The sequence below is a fragment of the Sphingomonas sp. R-74633 genome (assembly GCF_013416555.1).
Classification (GTDB): Bacteria; Pseudomonadota; Alphaproteobacteria; order Sphingomonadales; family Sphingomonadaceae; genus Sphingomonas.
Genome location: NZ_JACCFG010000001.1, coordinates 168,546 through 188,306 on the forward strand (window position 1 = coordinate 168,546; position 19,761 = coordinate 188,306).

19 protein-coding genes are annotated in these 19,761 nt (G+C 66.5%); 9 read left to right on the forward strand and 10 right to left on the reverse strand.

What is annotated here, in order from left to right; translation table 11 throughout:
• Positions 1–4: 4 nt before the first annotated feature.
• Entirely contained in the window at positions 5–1,576 is a 1,572-nt protein-coding gene (murJ, locus tag HZY97_RS00740; RefSeq protein WP_180139446.1) for a murein biosynthesis integral membrane protein MurJ, read from the reverse strand.
• A 23-nt stretch (positions 1,577–1,599) separates the two neighbouring features.
• Positions 1,600–2,112, reverse strand: a complete 513-nt coding sequence (gene secB / locus HZY97_RS00745) for a protein-export chaperone SecB (protein ID WP_180139449.1) — start codon at positions 2,110–2,112, stop codon at positions 1,600–1,602.
• A 159-nt stretch (positions 2,113–2,271) separates the two neighbouring features.
• On the opposite strand from secB, the gene HZY97_RS00750 reads away from it, so the two are divergent.
• From HZY97_RS00750 to HZY97_RS00765, 4 genes are all read left to right on the forward strand, one after another.
• A complete protein-coding gene (locus HZY97_RS00750) occupies positions 2,272–2,916 on the forward strand; it encodes a Tim44/TimA family putative adaptor protein (protein ID WP_180139452.1) in 645 nt (214 codons plus the stop codon).
• 5 nt (positions 2,917–2,921) lie between these two features.
• Positions 2,922–4,241: a murein transglycosylase A gene (locus tag HZY97_RS00755; protein ID WP_257214895.1), complete on the forward strand. Its 1,320-nt coding sequence runs from the start codon at positions 2,922–2,924 to the stop codon at positions 4,239–4,241.
• Positions 4,238–4,804, forward strand: a complete 567-nt coding sequence (locus HZY97_RS00760) for a Smr/MutS family protein (RefSeq protein WP_180139459.1) — start codon at positions 4,238–4,240, stop codon at positions 4,802–4,804. Before HZY97_RS00755 ends, HZY97_RS00760 begins: the two co-directional genes overlap by 4 nt.
• A 79-nt stretch (positions 4,805–4,883) precedes the next feature.
• Positions 4,884–6,563 carry an EAL domain-containing protein gene (locus HZY97_RS00765; protein WP_180139462.1) on the forward strand — a complete coding sequence of 560 codons (1,680 nt, stop codon included), beginning with the start codon at positions 4,884–4,886 and terminating at the stop codon, positions 6,561–6,563.
• Here HZY97_RS00765 and dapE read toward each other — a convergent pair.
• Positions 6,560–7,690, reverse strand: coding sequence for a succinyl-diaminopimelate desuccinylase (gene dapE, locus HZY97_RS00770; RefSeq protein ID WP_180139465.1), 1,131 nt, complete (start codon positions 7,688–7,690; stop codon positions 6,560–6,562). The two genes, HZY97_RS00765 and dapE, sit on opposite strands and share 4 nt — an antisense overlap.
• Positions 7,691–7,705: 15 nt before the next feature.
• On the opposite strand from dapE, the gene HZY97_RS00775 reads away from it, so the two are divergent.
• A complete protein-coding gene (locus HZY97_RS00775; protein WP_180141547.1) occupies positions 7,706–8,155 on the forward strand; it encodes a cupin domain-containing protein in 450 nt (149 codons plus the stop codon).
• A 107-nt stretch (positions 8,156–8,262) separates the two neighbouring features.
• On the opposite strand, the gene HZY97_RS00780 is transcribed toward HZY97_RS00775, so the two are convergent.
• Complete coding sequence (locus tag HZY97_RS00780) at positions 8,263–8,877, reverse strand: glycoside hydrolase family 19 protein (RefSeq protein WP_180139468.1); 615 nt, start codon at positions 8,875–8,877, stop codon at positions 8,263–8,265.
• A gap of 85 nt (positions 8,878–8,962) precedes the next feature.
• The gene (locus tag HZY97_RS00785) at positions 8,963–9,625 is read right to left on the reverse strand and encodes a glutathione S-transferase family protein (RefSeq protein ID WP_180139470.1); all 663 of its coding nucleotides are present in this window, start codon (positions 9,623–9,625) and stop codon (positions 8,963–8,965) included.
• A 247-nt stretch (positions 9,626–9,872) separates the two neighbouring features.
• Here HZY97_RS00785 and HZY97_RS00790 point away from each other — a divergent pair, with 247 nt between their 5' ends.
• Genes HZY97_RS00790 through HZY97_RS00800 form a run of 3 tightly spaced genes read left to right on the forward strand, consistent with a single transcriptional unit; the run spans position 9,873 to position 13,242 of the window.
• Complete coding sequence (locus tag HZY97_RS00790; RefSeq protein ID WP_180139473.1) at positions 9,873–11,483, forward strand: hypothetical protein; 1,611 nt, start codon at positions 9,873–9,875, stop codon at positions 11,481–11,483.
• A 44-nt stretch (positions 11,484–11,527) separates the two neighbouring features.
• Positions 11,528–11,965 (forward strand): MarR family winged helix-turn-helix transcriptional regulator, encoded by a 438-nt coding sequence (locus HZY97_RS00795; protein ID WP_180139476.1) that lies wholly within the window; start codon positions 11,528–11,530, stop codon positions 11,963–11,965.
• A complete protein-coding gene (locus HZY97_RS00800; protein WP_180139479.1) occupies positions 11,962–13,242 on the forward strand; it encodes an MFS transporter in 1,281 nt (426 codons plus the stop codon). Before HZY97_RS00795 ends, HZY97_RS00800 begins: the two co-directional genes overlap by 4 nt.
• 135 nt (positions 13,243–13,377) lie before the next feature.
• Here the strand turns inward: HZY97_RS00800 and HZY97_RS00805 are convergent, their stop codons facing one another.
• Both HZY97_RS00805 and HZY97_RS00810 read right to left on the reverse strand, forming a co-directional pair.
• Complete coding sequence (locus HZY97_RS00805) at positions 13,378–14,970, reverse strand: methyl-accepting chemotaxis protein (protein ID WP_180139482.1); 1,593 nt, start codon at positions 14,968–14,970, stop codon at positions 13,378–13,380.
• 40 nt (positions 14,971–15,010) lie between these two features.
• On the reverse strand, positions 15,011–16,141 hold the full coding sequence (locus HZY97_RS00810) for an acyltransferase family protein (RefSeq protein WP_180139485.1): 1,131 nt from the start codon (positions 16,139–16,141) through the stop codon (positions 15,011–15,013).
• Positions 16,142–16,297: 156 nt separating this feature from the next.
• Here HZY97_RS00810 and HZY97_RS00815 point away from each other — a divergent pair, with 156 nt between their 5' ends.
• Positions 16,298–17,041 carry a hypothetical protein gene (locus tag HZY97_RS00815; RefSeq protein WP_180139488.1) on the forward strand — a complete coding sequence of 248 codons (744 nt, stop codon included), beginning with the start codon at positions 16,298–16,300 and terminating at the stop codon, positions 17,039–17,041.
• 10 nt (positions 17,042–17,051) lie between these two features.
• Here HZY97_RS00815 and HZY97_RS00820 read toward each other — a convergent pair whose 3' ends face one another.
• The 3 genes from HZY97_RS00820 to yidC are packed head-to-tail and all read right to left on the reverse strand — an operon-like array spanning position 17,052 to position 19,749.
• Complete coding sequence (locus HZY97_RS00820; protein ID WP_180139491.1) at positions 17,052–17,408, reverse strand: gamma-glutamylcyclotransferase family protein; 357 nt, start codon at positions 17,406–17,408, stop codon at positions 17,052–17,054.
• Positions 17,405–18,043 (reverse strand): ribosome biogenesis GTP-binding protein YihA/YsxC, encoded by a 639-nt coding sequence (yihA, locus tag HZY97_RS00825; RefSeq protein WP_180139495.1) that lies wholly within the window; start codon positions 18,041–18,043, stop codon positions 17,405–17,407. The genes HZY97_RS00820 and yihA overlap by 4 nt, the downstream gene beginning before the upstream one ends.
• Positions 18,040–19,749, reverse strand: coding sequence for a membrane protein insertase YidC (gene yidC, locus HZY97_RS00830; RefSeq protein WP_180139498.1), 1,710 nt, complete (start codon positions 19,747–19,749; stop codon positions 18,040–18,042). The genes yihA and yidC overlap by 4 nt, the downstream gene beginning before the upstream one ends.
• Positions 19,750–19,761 lie beyond the last annotated feature (12 nt).

Sequence of the window (19,761 nt, forward strand, 5' to 3'; positions counted from 1 at the left end):
CGGCTCAGCCCGCCGCGCGCCGCCGCACCAGCGCCTTCAGGTCGGACAGGCGGAAGGCGCGCGTGATGAAGCAGGCGACGACATAGATCGCTACGCCTGCGCCGACGAGCGCGACCAGCGCGACATAGCGCTGCCACAGAAAGCCATCGAGCCAGGGATCGAGCAACCGGTCGAACCCGAAGATCGCGGCACCCATCAGCCCTGCCGCCAGCGCGAGGCGGGGGAGGCGGCGCTTGAGCTGCGCATCGGGAATGAAATGGCCGCGCTTGCGCAGCGCCGCGTAGAGCAGCCAGACGTTGACGGTCGAGGACAAAGCCGTCGCCAGCGGCGGGCCGATATGGCCGATCGCCGGGATCAGCGCGAGATTGGCCGCGATGTTCACCGCTACCGAGATCATCGCGAAGCGCACCGGCGTGCGCGTGTCCTGCCGGGCATAGAAGCCAGGGGTCAGCACCTTGACCAGCACATAGGACGGCAGGCCGATCGAGAAGCCGGCGAGCGCCCAGGCGCATTTCACCGTGTCGTCGGCAGTGAAATGGCCATATTGGAACAGCCCGCGCACGATCGGCTCGGCGGCGACGATCAGTGCGACCATCGAGGGCAAAGTGAGGAACAGCGCGAGCTCCATGCCGCGATTCTGCGTCTCCATCGCCTCGGCGTCCTTGCCGGCGGTGAGCAGGCGCGAGATGGTCGGGAGCAGGATCGTGCCGAGGCCGATGCCAATCATCCCAAGCGGCAGCTGGTTGAGGCGATCGGCATAATAGATGAACGAGATCGAGCCTTCACCGAGCAGATAGCCGGAGAGCGCGGTGGAGATGACGAGGTTGAGCTGCACCGCGCCGGCGCCGAGCGCGGCGGGCAGGAGCAGCTTCATCAGCTTGCGTACCTCCGGATCGAGCCGCGGCAGGCGCGGACGCAGCGAGACGCCGGCGGCGCGGCAGGCGAACCACAGCCAGAGCAATTGCGCGACGCCGCCCAGCGGCACCGAGATCGCCTGGGCGCGGGCGGTTTGCTCCGGCGTGCCGTGGAAGACGAACAGCGCCGTCACCATCGCGATGTTGAGCAGGATCGGCGCCGCGGCGTTGACCCAGAATTTGTCGAGCGAATTGAGGATGCCGCCCAGCAACGAGGCGAGGCAGATCAGCATCAGATAGGGGATGGTGATCCGGCTGAGCTCGACCGCGAAGGCGAACTGGTCGTGCGTTGGCGCCTGCTTGTGAAAGCCGCCCGAGAGGATCGCCGTGAGTGGCCAGGCAGCGGCGAGCATCACCAGCGTCATCGCGACGAGGAAGGTGAAGAGCACGGCAAGCGTGCGCTCGGCAAAGTCGAAAGCCGGCCCGCGTTCGCCATCGCTCCCGGCGAGCTTCTGGTTGAACAGCGGGATGAACGCCGACGAAAAGGCGCCCTCTGCGAAGAAGGCGCGGAACATATTGGGGAGGCGGAAGGCGACGAGAAACGCATCCGACGCGAAGTTCGCGCCGACATAGCGGGCCTGCAGCGAATCGCGCACCAGCGCGAGGATGCGGCTGGCGAGCGTGAGCCCGCCAACCGAGCCGAGGCTGCGGGCGAGCTTCATCGCCTTCCCCCCTTAAATATGGATCAGGCTTCGCCCGCCATGTCGCCGGTCAGACCCGACTGGTTCATCTCGCGCTGCTGCAGGTAGATGCCGCCGAAATCGATCGGCTCGAGCATCAGCGGCGGGAAGCCGCCGTCACGCACGGCATCGGCCAGCACGCGGCGGGCGAACGGGAAGAGCAGGCGGGGAGCCTCGCCGAGCAGGAAGCCGTCAAGCGCTTCACCCTCGGGGATGTTGCGGATGCCGAACAGGCCGGCGTAGGACAGATCGACGATGAACGCGGTCTGCGCCTCGGCATTGGCGCGCACTTCGATCTTGAGCACGACTTCGAACACGTCGTCGGCGACCTTGCCCGAGCCGATGTTGAACTGCACGTCGATCGCCGGGGCGGTCGGGTTCTGGTAGATCGCCGGTGCGTTGGGGTTCTCGAACGAGAAGTCCTTCACATATTGCGACAGCAGGCCAACGGCGGGCGCGGTGTCTTCGCCATTCGCTGCGGGCTCGCCGAATTCGGCGATCGTGTCGTTCTCGGCCATTTCAAGCTACCTCTTTTCGGAAAGTTTCACGCTGTTGAAGCGTTGGGTCGGCTGCGCGCCTAGCAGGCGGGCGGCTGTGTTTCAATTACCCCCGATTGTGGCGATTTGAAACGCGGGCCGCTTAGGCCTATGTTAACCGGCGAAGCGTTTGGAGGCGTAGTGTACACGATAATCCTGTTCGCCATGGTGGCCGGTTTCCTGGCTCTCCGTCTTTATGCCGTGCTCGGTAAGCGCACCGGCCATGAACAGGCATTGCCCAAGCCCAGCGAGGAGCGCGTGCCGCTGCCGCCGCTGCCGCGCACGATCGATCAGGTGCCCGAAGTGCGCGAACCCGGCGGGCGCGCGATCGAGAGCGGCGCCGAGACCGGCCTGAAGGCCGTGATCGCCGCGGATTCGAGCTTCGACGTCGCCCAGTTCATCGAGGGCGCCAAGAGCGCCTACAAGATGATCCTCGAAGCCTTTTGGAAGGGCGACGAAGAGACGCTCGGCTGGCTGGTGGAGGACGATGTCCGCGCCGGCTTCGCCCAGGCGATCGCCGACCGCAAGGCCGCCGGCCATGTGCTGGAGAACCGCCTGGTCGTGATCGAGCGCGCCATGATCTCGGAGGCCGTGGTGGAGGGCAAGAATGCCCGCATCACCGTGCGCTTCGATGCCGATATCGCCGCGGTGACGCGCGACAGCGAAGGCAATGTGATCGGCGGCTCGCTGAGCGACGCGGTCGAGACCCACGACATCTGGACCTTCGCGCGGAAGCTCCGCAGCGACGATCCCAATTGGAAGCTCGTCGAAACCGACGAAGCCTAAGGGGCCTGTACATGCGAATCTGGGGGGGAGTCGCGCTCGCTGCGCTGTTGAGCGCGTGTTCGGGCGGCGTGGTGCCGCATGGCGTCGATACCAGCTATACGCCGCCGGCGCGCGAAGTGCCGAGGACCGTGCCCCGCGAGACGCGGAACGTGGCGGAGCCGCATTCCAACCCTGCCGCGCGCCAGCCGATTCCGGCAACGCCGCTCCCCGCGCTGCCGGCGGCGGCCGCGCCTGCCGGTACCGCTAATTCGAAGGCAGCCGGGCTGATCCCGGGACCTGATTTCGACACGCTGCCGTTGAGTGACGATGCTGCGGCACGCGCGCTGGTTGCCTTCCGGCTGAGCTGCCCCTCGCTGGTGCGCCGCACCGACACGAGCGGGCTCACTCAGGGTGCTGACTGGCAGCCGGCGTGCGATGCTGCGAAGACCTGGTCGACTAGCGATGCGCATGCGTTTTTCGGGCGCTGGTTCGAGACGGTGCAGGTCGCCGACGGCAAGGCGCAGGCAACCGGCTATTACGAGCCCGAGATCGCCGGATCGCGCCACAAGCGTTCCGGCTATGAAGTGCCGGTCTATGCCAAGCCCGACGACATCATCGAAGTCGATCTCGGCCAGTTCTCCACCGACCTGAAGGGCAAGAAGATCCGCGGGCGCGTCGCCGGCAAGATGTTCGTCCCGTATTTCGATCGCAAGGACATCGACCAAGGCGCTCTGAACGGGCGCGGGCTTGAGATCGCCTATGCGGCCGATCCGGTCGAGCTGTTCTTCCTCCAGATCCAGGGCTCGGGGCGTCTTCGCGGACCGGACGGGCAGGTGATGCGCATAGGCTTCGCGGGCCAGAATGGCCGCGAATATGTCGGCATCGGCGCGCTGATGCGCGATCGCGGGCTGCTCCAGCCCGGCAAGGCATCGATGCAGGGCATCATGGAATATCTGCGCACCCACCCCGAAGAGGGGCAGGCGATCATGTGGGAGAATAAGAGCTATGTGTTCTTCCAGGAACTGAAGGGCGCGGGGCCGAACGGCTCGCTCGGGCTCCCGGTGACGGGCCAGGTGAGCGCCGCGGTCGATCCCAAGTTCATTCCGCTGGGCGCGCCGGTGTTCCTCTCGATGGACCGCGCGGAGGCCAATGGCCTGTGGATCGCACAGGATACCGGCGGGGCGATCAAGGGCGCCAACCGAGTCGATACCTTCTGGGGCGCGGGCGACGATGCGCGCGCGATCGCAGGCGGCATGAATTCGCGCGGCACTGCCTGGCTGCTGCTGCCGGTCGGCACGCTCAGCAAGCTCGGCGGCGCGCCCATCGCCGGCGTTCGCCAGCGGTGAGACGGCTCGCGCCCGAGGAAGCGGCGCTGTGGAAACGGGTGGTCGCCAGCGTCACGCCGATCAAGGCGCGGCCGGTGAAGTCCGTCGAGGCCCTTGAAAAGGCAGCGCCGGTCGCGCCTGCGCCCGTTCTGGCCAAGCCCAAGCCCAAGGGTCGTGTTCCGGCGCCGCGCCCCGTAGCGCCGCCGCTCGCGCCGGCGCGCGGCCAAGCCGCCAACACGCTCGACGGCTCCTGGGATCGCCGCCTGTCGCGCGGGCTGGTCGCGCCGGAATCGACCGTCGACCTGCACGGGCACAGCCTCTCCTCCGCCTATGACCGGCTCGATTTCGGGCTGGAGGCGGCGATAGCGCGCGGTGACCGGGTGCTGCTGCTCGTCACCGGCAAGGCACCGCGACCGGAATCGGAGCGACCGCATGCCCGCGGCGCGATCCGCGCGGCAGTGGGCGACTGGCTCGGCGCATCGCGCTTCTCCGATCGTATCGCTGCCGTAAGGAGCGCGCATTCGCGCCACGGCGGGGCTGGTGCGCTCTACATCGTGCTGCGGCGGCCCCGAGAAAAATCTTAACTTCTCTCTGCGAATGATCCTGGGTCGTCGCCGGTCTTCTGCCGGCATGTGAGTGATTCCGGGGGGAAGAACGAGCGCAGTGGAAGGGTTTTCGCTCAAGAGCCGTGCAATCGCCTTTGCGATGTGCGCCGGAGCCGTGGCGTTCATCCTGGCGCTGGCTGCAGCCTCGACTCCCGAGATGATCACCGTCGAGAGCGCCGGGCGCGCTCTGATTGCCGCGATTGTCTGCGGCGCGATGTGCTGGGCCTCGGCCGAGCGCACCATCGCCTCCACCGCCGAATCGCTCGACGCCGCCATCGAGCGCCTGCAGGGCGCCGCCAATGGTGATCTGCAGAGCGGCATCCCACCCCAGGTGGGCGAATCGGTGCCGCAGCTTGCCCGTGCCATGGATGGGCTGTTCAGCCAGCTCCACGCCAATCTGGAGAGCGTCCAGCGGCTGGCGATGTTCGATCCGGTCACGTCGCTGCCCAACCGCACCAATTTCCGCCGCGCCGCCGAACGCATGCTCGCCGAGCTGCCGCCGACGACGACCTCGGTGCTCTATTTCATCGATCTCGACCGCTTCAAGCACGTCAACGACACGATGGGCCACGCTACCGGCGACGCGCTGCTCGGCATGGTCGCCAATCGCCTTCGGGCTGTGGCGGACCGCTTCGCCGCCGAGGCCGATGCCCGGCCACCGCTGATCGGGCGTCTCGCCGGTGACGAGTTCACGATGTTCTTCCCGGTGCTGCGCAATGTCCGCGACGCCGAGCGGATCGGCCGCGGCATCCTTTATGCGCTGTCCGAGCCGTTCGACCTGGCCGACCAGGAAGTGTCGATCGGCGCCTCGATCGGCATTGCGCTGCGCCCCGAGCACGGCACGACGCTGCACGACCTGATGCGTGCCGCTGACGCCGCCATGTACCACGCCAAGGCGATGGGCCGCGGCCGCGCCGAGCATTTCACCGAGATCCTCGCCGCCGAGATCGCCGACCGGGCACGCCTCGAAAGCGATCTCCGCGAAGCCGTCGACAAGGACCAGTTCACCCTCGTCTACCAGCCCCAGGTCTCCGCCGCCGACGGCCGCATCGTCGCCGCCGAGGCACTGCTGCGCTGGCGCCACCCCGATGGGCTCAAGATGCCCGGCACCTTCATCCAGCGCGCCGAGGAGACCGGCCTGATCGTCGAGATCGGCGAATGGGTCGTCGAGAGCGTCGCCGAGACCATCTCGCGCTGGGGCCGCCTCGGCATCCAGCAGCGGCTCGCCGTCAACATCAGTCCGCGCCAGCTCGACCATGCCGGCTTCTTCCGGATGCTCCGCGAGGCGATGCTAGCGGCCAATGCCCCGGCGCATCTGCTCGAGCTCGAGATCACCGAGACGCTGGCGATGCACTGTTCGAGCGAAGTGCTCGACGCCATCGCCCTGCTCCGCGCCGACGGTGCCACCGTCGCCATCGACGATTTCGGCACCGGCTATTCCAACATCGGTCGTCTGCGCACGCTGCCCATCGACCGCATCAAGCTCGACCGCCATCTGATCGAGCATGTCGCCGACAGCGCCGAGGCCCGGACCATCGCCCAGGCGGTGATCGGGCTGATCCACGGGCTGGGCTGCGAAGCCGTTGCCGAGGGGATCGAGAGCGAGGACCAGGCCACCGTGCTGCGCGTCATTGGCTGCGACATCCTGCAGGGCTACGCCGTCGCCACGCCGATGGAAGAAGAAGCCTTCCTCGAATGGGCCCGCGGCGTCGCGCCGCAGCAGCGGATCGCAGGTTAAGCGAGCGCTCGCTTCAATATCTCCTCATAGACATTGGTGAGTGCGACGAGATCGGGGAGGGCAACGGCCTCGTCGAGCTTGTGCATCGTGGCGTTGAGCAGGCCGAACTCGACCACCGGGCAGAGCTTCGAGAGGAAGCGTGCGTCGGAGGTGCCGCCGGTGGTGGACAGTTCGGGCACCACGCCCAGCTTCGCCTCGATGGCCCCTGAAATCAGCGCCGAGAGTGCGCCGGGCTCGGTGAGGAACGCCTCGCCATAGACCCGGCCCTTGACCACGCCGCGGGGGGCGTGGCGCTGCACGATTTCCTCGATCCGGGCGATCAGGTCCGGGCCATATTGCTGGTCGTTGAAGCGGATGCTGATCCGCGCCTTGGCCTCGCCGGGGATGACATTGGTCGCCGGATTGCCGACGGTGAGGTCGATGATCTCGATGTTCGAGGGTTGGAACCAGTCATTGCCGGCATCCAACTCGATGGCGTCGATCTCGGCGAGCGCCCGGACCAGGCGGGGAATGGGGTTATCCGCCAAATGCGGATAGGCGACATGGCCCTGCTTGCCGGGCACGACGATGTCGATGACCGTTGAGCCGCGACGGCCGATCTTGATCATGTCACCGAGTCGGTGCTGCGAGGTCGGCTCGCCGACCAGGCACATGTCGGGCAGCAGGCCGCGCTCGGCCATCCGCTCGATGAGGCGGGGCGTGCCGAAGGTGGCGGGGCCTTCTTCGTCGCCGGTGATGATCAGGCTGGTCACGCCGCCCTGAACCCGGGACGCGGCTTCGACGAATGCGGCGATGGCGCCCTTCATGTCGACTGCGCCGCGGCCATAGAGCAGGTCGCCGCGGACTTCCGGCTCGAAAGCGCCGCTGGTCCAGCCGGCACCCGGCGGCACCACGTCGAGATGGCCGGCAAAGGCAAAGTGGGGGCCGCTGGTGCCGCGCACCGCCAGCAAATTCTCGACCGGCCCGTCGGGTGCCTCGCCCTCGACAAAGCGCTCGACCTTGAAGCCGAGGGGGAGGAGCGCCGCCTCCAGCACGTCGAACACGCTGCCCCGGGCTGGCGTGACGCTCTCGGCGGCGATCAGGGCCTTGGTCAGTTCGATGGCGTCGGGCAAGATAGTCTCCGGCATTGGTTGGAGGTGGCATTGCCCAAGCTCGATCTCGATACAATCCCGCAGACCAATGCGACCGGCTATCCGGCCGAATATGCCGGGCCGGTGCAGGGGCGCTGGTATCGCCGGCTGGCCCCGGCCAGCGGGATCACCGACATCGGTTTCAGCCATGTCACGCTCGAGCCCGGCGCCTGGTCCGCCCAGCGGCATTGGCATGAAGGCGAGGACGAGTTCGTCGTCATGCTCGCCGGCGAGGCGGTGCTGGTCGACGATGGCGGCGAGACGATGATGCGGCCCGGCGACGTCGCGGCCTTTCCAAAGGGGGACGGCAACGGCCATGTGCTGCAGAACCGGAGCGATGCGTCGTGCGTGTACATTGCCGTGGGCCGGCCCTCGGCCAGCGACTGCCATTATCCCGACATCGACATGTTCCTGCCTGCCGGACAGGGGTTTCGGCGGAAGGATGGATCGTCCTTTTCCTGATCCGTCATCCCCGCGACGGCGGGGATTCAGGGTAACAAGCCGAATCGCCTTTGGCTCTGGATCCCCGCCTTCGCGGGGATGACGAACGGAAAGGGCAGGGTTTGCCCTCATAAAATCAGCGCCTTCATCTTGGCGTAGCGGGCTTGGCGGTCGGTCCAGCCGTTGGGGTCCTTGGTCGAGGTCGGGCTGCCGCGGTTGATGCCGTTGGATACGGCTTTGAGATTGTCCTTGTCCGCCCAGTCGTTGAGCGCGCAATTGTCCCAATAGGCGCAGAAGGCGAGCAGGCCGAGCGACCAGGCCTCGAGCAGTTCGGGGTTATTCTCGAAATCGATGCCGAGCTTGCGGCCATAGAGGCGGTAATTGGCGCGGCCGGTGAGCTGGCCGGGGCCGCGGCCGAGATAGCGCAGGCCATCGCCGGGTTGATCATTGCCCAGCGCGGCGTTCATCTCATATTTCTTCTGCGCCGCCGTCGGCCCCCAGATTTCGCGGTTATATTTGAAGCCGCCGCTCTCATGCGCGCACTGCGCCATGAAATGGGCGAGGCGCAGGCCGTTATCGAGGATGCCATAGGTGCGCAGATGGACATTGGCGGCGAGCCCGAGCTCGGGGGCAATCGCCGCCGACGCTCCGGCCTTGGCGCACAGGGCGGCAAGCGTATCGCGCCCCAGCCCGCCATCCGCCGTCACGCCGAGGCGCTGCTGAAGCTTCTTCACGTCTAGCATGCACTTTCTCCCGGGTTGAGGTTTGCGACCCGGTGGAAGTGTATTTTGGAAAACCTGCGCGCGACTGCACGGTCGCGCAAGCCGATCAGACCGGATCGGCTTCGAATTGCTGGATCACCCAATCCTCTTCCTGCGCGCCGGCGATCCAGTCCTGCATGAAGGGATGCTGGAGCACGGCGTTCATATAGGCCGGGGCAAAGCGGGCCACGGGCAGCGAATAGGTGACGAAGCGCGTCACCACCGGAGCGAACATGATGTCCACCGCGCCGAATTCGCCGAACAGGAACTGGCCCTCGCCGCCATAGCGGGCACGCGCCTGCGCCCAGAGCTCCATGATCCGGGCGATCTCCTGGAGCACATCGGCATCGGGGGTCTTGGGCGGATAGACCTGGCGGATGTTCATGCCGTGCTTGCGGCGCAGACTGGCGAAGCCCGAATGCATCTCGGCGGCCATCGAGCGGGCCATGGCACGGGCGGCAGGGTCGGCCGGCCAGAACTTCTCGTTGCCGGTCTTGTCGTTGAGATATTCGACGATCGCCAGGCTGTCCCACACCACGGCATCGCCGTCCCACAGGATCGGCACCTTGCCCGAGGAGGGGGCGAACTCGTCGCCCTCGCGGCGCTTCTCCCAATCCTGGTCGTAAAGCGGCACCACCACTTCCTCGAAGGGGAGTCCGGCCTGCTTGCAGGCGAGCCAGCCGCGCAGCGACCAGGAGGAATAGGCCTTGTTGCCGATATAGAGCTTCATGGCAGCCGGGATAGCGGCGGGGCAGGGGGAATGGCAACCGCCCGAAAACGTTGACTCCTTTGACTCGCTTACATGTGACTTTCCGGGGCGAGGCAAGGGAATTTGAGAACATAAATAGAACATAGCTCGGCTATGCACCTGTAGGAAAGCGACAAATGCCAAGTCACCGCAATGGGTTGATCGGTGGCGTGCAGGGAGTTGCCAGCGCGGAGCGGTGCGGTAAGCTTGCGGGCAAGAGGGGGCTTCAATGCTGAAAGCTGGATCGATCGCGTTCGCGCTGCTGGCGGCTGCCGTGCCGGCACAGGCTCAGACGGCACCGCAAGGGCAGGACGCCGTGGCCGCGGTGCAGGCCGGCCTTGGCCACTATGCCGAGCCCGCGGAGAGCGCGCTGCTGCCGGATATCGCGATGGCGCTGACGATGCGGGAGCCCAAGGACGGGCTGGCCGCGTTCGACACGCTGGTCGCCCGGCTCGATCGGCCCACCCCGCTGCGTGGCATCGTCCAGTCGATGCGCGCGACGCTGCTTTCGCGGGTGAACCGGAATACGGACGCGCTGATGGCCGCGGAGGAGGCGATCCGGCTTGCGCCCGGCGTGCCCCAGGTCAAACTCTACGCCATAAATGCGATGGTCTTTTCCGGCGCGCCCCAGCGGGCAGCGGACCTGTGGATGGCGCTGAGCCGCGAATATCCCAGCCTCGCGATGATGAGCGGGAGCTATGAGCTCGACACGATGCGCGAACGGCTGCGCGATCTCGGCGACAACAAGCGTGCCGACGCGCTTTCCGCGCGCATCGCCGAGATGGGCATGGCCGATCAGACCGCACGGCGCACCTCGGACGGGGCGCTGGCGCAGATCCGGATATATGTGGAGGCGGGCAAGATCGCCGAGGCCGGCGCGCTCGTCCCGTCGGTGCTGGCCCCCCGCGATCTCGTGCAGCTCTATCTCGATCGCCGCTACGAGAAGCTGTGGCCGGCGATCGCCCGCTGGAGTGGCGACGACCTTTCCCGCAGCCAGAAGCTGTATTTCGAGGCGTTGCGCCGCGACTGGCGCAGCGGCGGTAGTCTGGATAGCGCAACGGACTATGCCCGGGGCCTGAACAGCGTGCGTGCCTATTCGGCGATCACCGACCTGTTCCTGCCCATGCTCGCGCCCGAGGCGCTGAAGTTCGACGATGACGGAGTGGAGTTCATCACGCCGGTGGTGGCGCGCGGGCTGCTGGGGCAGGGGAAGGGCGACGAGGCGGTCGCGCTGCTCAAGCGCGTCGACGCGGCCTATCCCTATCCCGATTCCGCGCAGCAACTGAACTTCACCGGCAACCTGGCGGAGATCTACTTCACGCTCGGTCGCTATGCCGAGTCCAGCACCACCGCGACCGCGTGGCTGCGTTCCGCCCAGCGCAAGGGCGCCGAGATCAACAAGGCGGCGCTGGTCGGCGTCGAGGCGGTGCGGGCCTGCGCGCTGATCCGGGGCGGCAAGGCCGACGAGGCGCACGGCGATGTCGCCGATGTGCTGATGTCGCGGATCGGACTTCCCGACCCGGCGATAGAAATCTACGGATGCCAGGACGATTTCGCCGGCGGCAAGGCGCTGCTGATCGAGAGCCTGGCCGACGAGAGCCGCCGCGGCTGGGCGCTGCGCTGGCTGCAGCCCAGCTCGGTCAATTATCCGTTCGAGGAATCACGCCGGATCGACCGGTTCCAGAAGCGCCTTGCCGCCGATCCGGACGTGCGCGCGGCGGCGGAGAAGGTGGGCCGGATCCTGCCGTTCACGCTCACCGAGAAGATGCCCGCCGGTTTCGATCCCGCCGGGCCGGCCGATCTGCATGCACCGGAACAGGACGCGGCGCCGCTGAGCTGACGGCAAGCCTTGATGTATATACATGATGTGTATACACGATGCATATGCATCAAGATCAATTTTCCGTGACCTGCGCCTGCACGATGCTGCGCAAGGCGACCCGGGCGGTGGCGCGCGTCTATGACGAGGCGCTGGCCGGCCATGGCATGACCACCGCGCAATTCTCGATCCTGCGCAAGATCTCGCGGGCGCAGCCGCTGGCACTGAGCCGGCTGGCCGAGCAGCTCGAGATGGACCGCAGCTCGCTCTACCGGGCGCTGGCGCCGCTGGAGAAGCTGGGCTGGGTGACGGTGCGCGCCGGCAGCGGGCGGACCAAGCTCGCCACGCTGACACCGGCCGGGCACGCCGCGATGACCGGTGCCGAGCCCGATTGGGAAAAGGTGCAGGGACGGGTGGAGGCGGGCATGGGCAGCGAGCTGCTGCGCGGGCTCGATCTCGGGCTCCAGGCGCTGGTGCGCAGCGCCGAAGGCGGCCGGGCATGATCGCGGTGCTTTCCCGTCTGCCGCTGGGCGCGCGCGGCTATGCCGGGATCGTCGCGGGCGTGACCTTTGTCGCGCTGCTCGTCTCTGCCGGGCTGCGCTCGTCGCCGGGCGTGATGATGCTGCCGCTCGAGCAGCATTTCGGCTGGGATCGCGCGACGATCTCCGCCGCGGCGGCGATCGGCATCATGCTCTACGGGCTGGTCGGGCCGTTCGCCGCCGCGCTGATGCTGTCGTTCGGGATCAAGCGGACGATGCTCGCCGGGCTGGCGCTGATGTCGGCGGCGACCTTTTCGAGCCTGTGGATGACCGAGCCGTGGCAATATGTGCTGAGCTGGGGCGTGTTCTCGGGCGTGGGCAGCGGCGCGGTGGCGTCGGTGCTGGGCGCGGCGGTGGTCAATCGCTGGTTCGCGACGCGGCAGGGGCTGGTGATGGGCATGCTGACCGCGAGCACCGCGACCGGCGCGCTGGTGTTCCTGCCGCTGCTTGCCTGGCTGGCCGAGGGCGGGGCGTGGCGGCCGGTGGCGCTGGCCGTGTCGATCGCCAGCGCCTGCGTGATTCCTTTGGTGCTGTTCTTCATCCCCGAGCATCCGCAGGATGTGGGCGTGCGCCGCTTCGGCGAGACCGAGGCGAGCGCGCCGCCGCCGCCGATGAAGCAGGCGGCGACCCCGGCGCTGGCGTTCACTGCGCTGTTCCGCGCGTCGAAGAGCATGACCTTCTGGCTGTTGTTCGGCACTTTCTTCGTCTGCGGGCTGACCACCAACGGGCTGGTCGGCACGCACATGATCGCCTTTTGCGGCGATCACGGGATCGGGCCGGTGCAGGCGGCGGGGCTGCTTTCGCTGATGGGATTGTTCGACCTGATCGGGACGACCGCTTCGGGCTGGCTGACCGACCGCTATGATCCGCGCAAATTGCTGTTCGTCTATTACGGCCTGCGCGGGCTTTCGCTGCTCGCGCTGCCATTCCTCGATTTCAGCGCGTCGAGCCTGTTGGTGTTCGCGATGTTCTATGGGCTCGACTGGATCGCGACGGTGCCGCCGACGGTGAAGCTGGCGAACGTCCATTTCGGCGAGCGCGATGCGCCGATCGTGTTCGGCTGGGTGATGGTCGGGCATCAGGTCGGCGCGGCGACCGCGGCGTTCGGGGCGGGCGCGGTGCGGGCGTGGACGGGGACCTATACGCCGGCGTTCCTGGTGGCGGGGGCGTTCGGGCTGGTGGCTGCGGTGGCGATCCTCGCGGCGCGGGTGGAGAAGGGGCCGGAGGTGGCGGTGGCTTAAAGCCCTCTCCCTTTGGTAGAGGGTTGGGTGAGGGCAGCTTCGCCGCAAGCTTGAAGGATTGAGGCGCGCCTGCCCTCATCCTTCCCACTCGCTTCGCGAGCGGGCCCCTTCCTTCTCCCAAATGGGAGAAGGAGTTTACGCCGCCCTTAGTGTCCCCAGGAATTCCTGCATCTCGTGCATCAGCCGGCGGGCCTGGCCGACCAGCGTGTCGGTGGCGGCGTCCATTTCGGCCGTGGTGCGGGCGGCGCTTTCGGTGGCGGCTTCGGCGCTGGCGGCGCCGGCCTGGAGATCGGCGGTGAGCGCGGCTGCGGTGCCGGCATAGCTCTGGATCGAGCGGATCACGTCGCCCTGATTGGCGATCGCGTTGCCGACGGCGCCGCCGACTTCGCCGATCCGGTCGAAGCTGTCGCGCATCTCGCCGACGATCGAGGTGGTGGCGTGGACTGCGCCGGTCATGCGCTCGAGCTGGGCGCGGATATCGCCGGTGGCGATCGCGGTCTGGCTGGCGAGGCTCTTCACTTCCTGCGCGACGATCGCGAAGCCGCGGCCGGCCTCACCGGCGCGCGCGGCCTCGATACTGGCGTTGAGCGCGAGGAGGTTGGTGCGCGCGGCGATCTCGGCGATCATGTCGGCGATATTGCCGACGCTGGCGCTGTGCTGGGTGAGCGTACCGAAGCGCGCGTCTGCAGAACGGGAGAGGTCGTGGAGGTGCTGGGTGGTCTCGCTCTGCGCGGCGATGCTCGCCTCGACGGTGGCGAGGGTGCGGCTGAGATTGGCCGATTCCTCGAACAGCGTGGCGGCGCCGGTATCGGCGCGGACGGCGCGGCCGGCGACGCCGCGGATCTCGTCGCGGGTGGAAATGGTGGTGCCAGCCAGGCCCTGGGCGGAGGTGCGGGTCTGCTCGGCGGCGGCGGCGAGCTCGCTGATCGCCGTGACGAACTGGTGCTCGAAGCGGTCGGCGATGCGGGCGATCTCGGCGCGGCGTTCGCGCTCATGCTCGACCTGGGCGCGGTGGCGTGCCTCGGCGGTGTTGGCGGCGTGAAGGAGCTCTTCCTGCTGCTTGGTCGCGTGGACCAGCTCGCGGTCGCTGGCGGCGCGGGCGAGCGCTTCGCCCTGCGCGAACTGCTCGCTGACCAGCTCGGCCTGCCCGATCACGGTGCGGGCGAGCAGGGCGACGAAGACGGCGAGGAAGATGAACACGCCGGTGGGGATATTGGCGAAGATCGCGTAGAGCGCGCAGATGACGACCGCGATGCCGAGCCAGGCGAGGCTGGCGGGCGGGAGCGGGGCGTAGCGCAGCGCGCCGATCGCGACGACTCCGGTGATCGAGGCGGTGGTGACGATCAGCTCCTGATCGGTCGCGCCGACGCCGAGTGTGGACAGGAGCAGGAACCAGCCGAACGAGACCGCGGCGGCTTCGATGACGGTGGCGCGCAGCGTCGTCGCGCTGTTTTCCACCCACCAGTCGCGCGCCTTGCCGTCGCGCCAGCGGACCAGCACCGCGGTATTGATCGCGAGGTGGAGCGCAAGCGCGGCGATGTGCCAGGCGAAATAGCCGTTGGCGTGGATCATCAGCGTCATCATGATGCTGACGAAGACGCTGGCGGCGAAGGAAACCGGATAGCCGCGCTGGATCGCCACGGAGTGCGCGCGCATCAGGCGCGGCTGCAGCGCCGCCCATTTGCCCCAGATCGCCCGCTTGAGCGCGTGTTGGTCAACCTTCCCCATTTGGAAGGTCTCTAGCGTGGGATGGTTACCAGCTCGTTTATCATAGCCGCAGGTGGATGCCGCGCTTGTGGAGCGGGATGAGCAAGGCGAGCACGACCACCAGCAGGCCGAGTGCGAACAGGAACGAGGCGAGGAGCAGGTTGCCCGGCATCAGCGTCTCGAGGCCGTGCCAGGCCCAGCGCTGGAAGCCGGTGCGGATCATCGCGAGCGAGAGCAGCAGCGAGAGCATATAGCCGAGGATGGCGTTCATCCCCAGCACGTCGAGCGGCCACAGCGCACTGCGCACGCCTGCGGAGCGCGACGCGACGATGCAGCCGGTGTACAGGATCGCCGAGAGCCCCGAAGTCCACAACGCGAAGCTGCTGGTCCACAGCTTCTTGTTGAGCGGGAAGGCAAAGGACCAGGCATAGCCGATCACGGTGAGGGCCACGCCCGCGAGCAGGATGCGCATCGTCGCGCGGCCGGGATCCGTCTTCCACAGCAGGGCCGCGAGGGCGCCGAGCAGGACGTTGACCAGCGAGGGCAGGGTGGAGAGCAGGCCCTCGGGATCATAGACGATATTGCCTGCCGCGTCGGTGCCGTAGCGGTACATATGGTGGGTGGTGACGGCGATCCGGTCGATCCAGCCGGCGAGATTGCCCTCAGGGCTGAGGTCGCCCGCCATGTGACCGGGTGCGGCGATGAAGGTCATCAGCGCCCAATAGCCGATCAGCAGGACAGCGGCGGCGATGCCGAGCGCGGGGGCATTGAGGTGCGCGCGGCCGTCGGGGTCGCGGCGGGCGGTGAGGATCGCGAGGCTGGCGGCGAGGCCGTAGCAGAGCCCGAGGCGGGGGAGCACGCCGAAGACGCGGAAGTCGACCGGGCCGCGGGCGAGGAACTGCCAGGCCCAGCCGAGCGCGATCAGCAGCGCGGTGCGCCGGGCGATGCGGGTCCACAGGCTGCGATCGATCGCGCGCGGGAAGGACAGGCCGAGCGCCACGCCCATCGCGCAGAGAAAGGCGGGGAAGACGAGGTCGGTGGGGGTGAAGCCGTGCCACTCGGCATGATCGAGCGGCCACCAGACATGGTCCCAGCTGCCCGGCGTGTTGACGATGACCATGCAGGCCACGGTCAGCCCGCGGAACAGGTCGAGACCCGCGAGGCGGGCGGGTGCGCTGGGCGCAGTGGTCATGTGGCGGGTCCCCTCCGTTTGGGAGGAGTGTGGCCTACAAGCAGGAAGAGGTCACTACCTTACGTGTTTTCGGGCTACTCAGCATGATCTCGATGGTTTCATTGACCAGTTGAAACGGCAGGGTAATTTGGGCCGGATAGATCTGGAGCGGAATGTATGACTGTTGCAGGCGCTGCCACTCTCGCTGGTGAGATTTTGGAGGCCTATGAAGCCATCCGGAAGGGAAGGCAAAATAGAGATCTTAGAGACGAGTGGGCTGAGTTTTGGGGTACACAATACGGTACCGGAGAATTTTGGTTCGCATACGCGCAGTTCGCCGCAAAATTGGATGATCTTCGAAGCCAGATTGAAGAATCCGTGAAAGATGAGAGATCGAAGGAATTGTTCTTAGGGGCCCTTCGTAGAATGAGGGCTTCTTATGATGTAATATATCTTCAGAATAATGTTTCAAATATTGCTCAGCTTGACGAAACGTTCAATATTATTCATCTTGCCTCTAATGTTCTTCCAATGAATACTCGTTCAAATATTGAAACGGTGACAGTGGAGGCGGTGGCTGCCCAAATTGCAGAACTCATTGATGGGATTGAAGGGGCTGATTTTGACGGACAACTTGCAAGGTTTCTCCGCGGACAGTTAACCTTCCTCCACTGGGCAGTTGAGAATTATCCTTCGTTGGGCATTGCTGGGCTCTCAAAAGCCTATGGCATGGTCGCGTCTGAGTTTGCTCGAGCCTGGTCGAACCGGGCCGAGGGAGATGAGGTAAAGGAAAAATGGTGGGAAAAGACCCGGAAGGGTCTTAAACTTGTCGGCGAAGGCGTCATCTGGGGTGAGAAGGTTGCGGCGGGGGCAGAAAAGCTGCTCACGCATGCCGACGATATTGCAGGAATCATAAGTTAGTCAGCCGATGTTATAAAGATACCGTCGGCGAAGCCTTCACGTACACCCAGGCGGTAATGCCCGACGCCAGCGGGGCGGCGACGCGGGTGTAGTTCTCGCTCTCATAGACATCGGCGGCGGCCAGCTCCTCCGGCGTCAGGCGGAAGACCTTGCCGGGAATGGGTGGGGCGCTGGCGTCGGGGACCAAGGCGAGGTGTACTTCGATGCCGCTGGCTTCGAGCACGTCCGGGTCGCGGATCGTGATCTCGATCTGGCGGTAGCCGTGGAGCACGTCGTCGCTGCCTTCGAGCAGGCGGCCGAACTGGCTCAGTTGCACGCTCGCCAGCTGGAGCGTGCCGTAGGAGAAGAGCAGCGCCTCTGCGCTCAACCGATCGCCTCGAGCACCGCGGCGCGCAGCTCGGGGAGGCCCATGCCCTTTTCCGACGAAGTCGAGATGATGTCCGGATGCGCGGCGGGGCGCTTGCGGGCCTCGGCCTGGGTGCGGGCATAGACGTCGGCGAGCTCGCTCGCCTTGATCTTGTCGGTCTTGGTCAGGACGATGCGGTAGCTGACCGCCGCCATGTCGAGCATGTCGAGGATGTCGTTGTCGACATCCTTGATGCCGTGGCGGCTGTCGATCAGCACCAGCGCGCGCTTCAACACGTCGCGGCCGCGCAGGAAGTCGTTCACCAGGTAACGCCACTGGCGCAGCATGTCGCGCGGCGCCTTGGCGAAGCCGTAGCCGGGCATGTCGACCAGGCGGAACCTGAGCGGATCGCCGACGTCGAAGAAGTTGAGCTCCTGCGTGCGCCCCGGGGTATTCGAGGTGCGCGCCAGCGTGTTGCGGTTGGTGAGCGCGTTGATCAGCGACGACTTGCCCACGTTCGAGCGGCCGGCGAACGCAACCTCGGGCACCACCGGATTGGGGAGGTGCTCGAGCTTGGGTGCCGACTTCAGGAACGTGATCGGGCCGGCGAAGAGCTTCCTCGCCGCCTCGATCTGGTCGTCGTCGAAGCTGCTCACTTTGCGGGTGCTTCCTTCTTCATCGACTGCTTGAGCACCGGATGGCGCGAATAGAGCCACTGCTGCTGCAGGATGGTGATGCAGTTCGAGGTGATCCAGTAGAGCTGCAGGCCGACGGCGAACGGCGCCATCATGAACATCAGCATCCACGGCATGATCGCGAAGACCTGCTTCTGGACTTCGTCCATCGGCGCCGGGTTGAACTTCATCTGGAAGAACATCGACACGCCGAGCAGCACCGGCACCACGCCGATCGCCAGGAAGCCCGGCGGGGTGAAGTGGAGATAGCCGAACAGGTTGATGATCGTCGCGGGATCGGGTGCCGAGAGATCGTGGATCCACAGCGCGAACGGCTGGTGGCGCATTTCGATCGTGAGCAGCAGCACCTTGTAGAGCGCGAACATGATCGGGATCTGAAGCAGGATCGGCAGGCAGCCCGCGAGCGGGTTCACCTTCTCTTCCTTGTAGAGCTTCATGATCTCCTGCTGCTGGCGCTGCTTGTCGTCCTTGTGACGCTCCTGCAGCGCCTTCATCTTCGGCTGGACGACGCGCATGCGGGCCATCGATTCGAACTGCTTGTGCGCGATCGGGAAGAGCAGGCCGCGGATGGTGATCGTCAGCAGGATGATCGCCACGCCGAAATTGCCGACGAGGTGGAACAGCCAGTCGAGATAATAGAAGATCGGCTTCTCGACGATCTCGAACCAGCCCCAGTCGATCGCGCGGCTGAGCTGCACGACGCCGAGCTTGGCCTGATAGGCCTCGAGCTGCTTCACTTCCTTCGCGCCGGCGAAGAAGCGGCTGGTGTAGCTGGCCTGCTTGCCCGGCGCGAGCGCAAGCGGCTGGGCCAGGCTGTAATCGGCCTGGTAGGTCTGCTTCGCAGTGCCGCGCTGCTGGAGCGCAACCGGGATATGCTGATCGGGGATCAGCGCAGTCAGCCAGTAATGATCGGTATAGCCGACCCAGCCGCCGGTGGTGGGAAGCTGGGTGGGCGCGGCTTCGATATCGCCCCAGTTGATGTACTTGGCGGCACCGTCGGCGACGGCGACCGGGCCGACATGCGCGGCCCACTGATCGACGTCCTTCGAGCGCTGCGCGCGCGAAACCAGCGAATAGGGCGTGACCGACACCGGCGCCGCGCCGACATTGGCGACCGTCTGGCGGATCGTGAACATATAGTCGGGATCGACCGAGAGATCGATGCGATAGACCTGGCCGGTGGCGGTCTTCGTCGTCAGCGTCACCGGGGTGGTGGGGGTCAGCTTGGTGCCGCTTGCCTGCCACACGGTGTTCTGGTCGGGCGCCTGGGCGCCGCCCTGCCAGCCGAACTGCGCGAAATAGGCGCCCTCGGCACCGCTCGGCGAGAGCAGGCGGATCGGCGGCGATTTCTTCGCGGTCGTCTCGGCATATTCGACGAGCATCAGGTCATCGATGCGCGCGCCCTTGAGGTTGATCGAGCCCTTGAGCGAGGGCGTCTCGATCGCGACGCGCGGGCTCTCGCCCAGCACGACCGCACGGTCGCGCATCGCGGTGGGCGAATCGGTGGCGGGAGTCGCGCCCGGCGTGACCTTGGTCGGCTTGCCGTTCACCGTCTGCGTGGCGGCCGGCTGCTGCGGGAAGAGCCAGTGCGTTGCATAGGGCCATGCGAACAGCAGCAGCCCCGCGATCACCGCGAACAGCACGAAATTCTTCTGGTCTTCCTTCACGTACCGATTCCC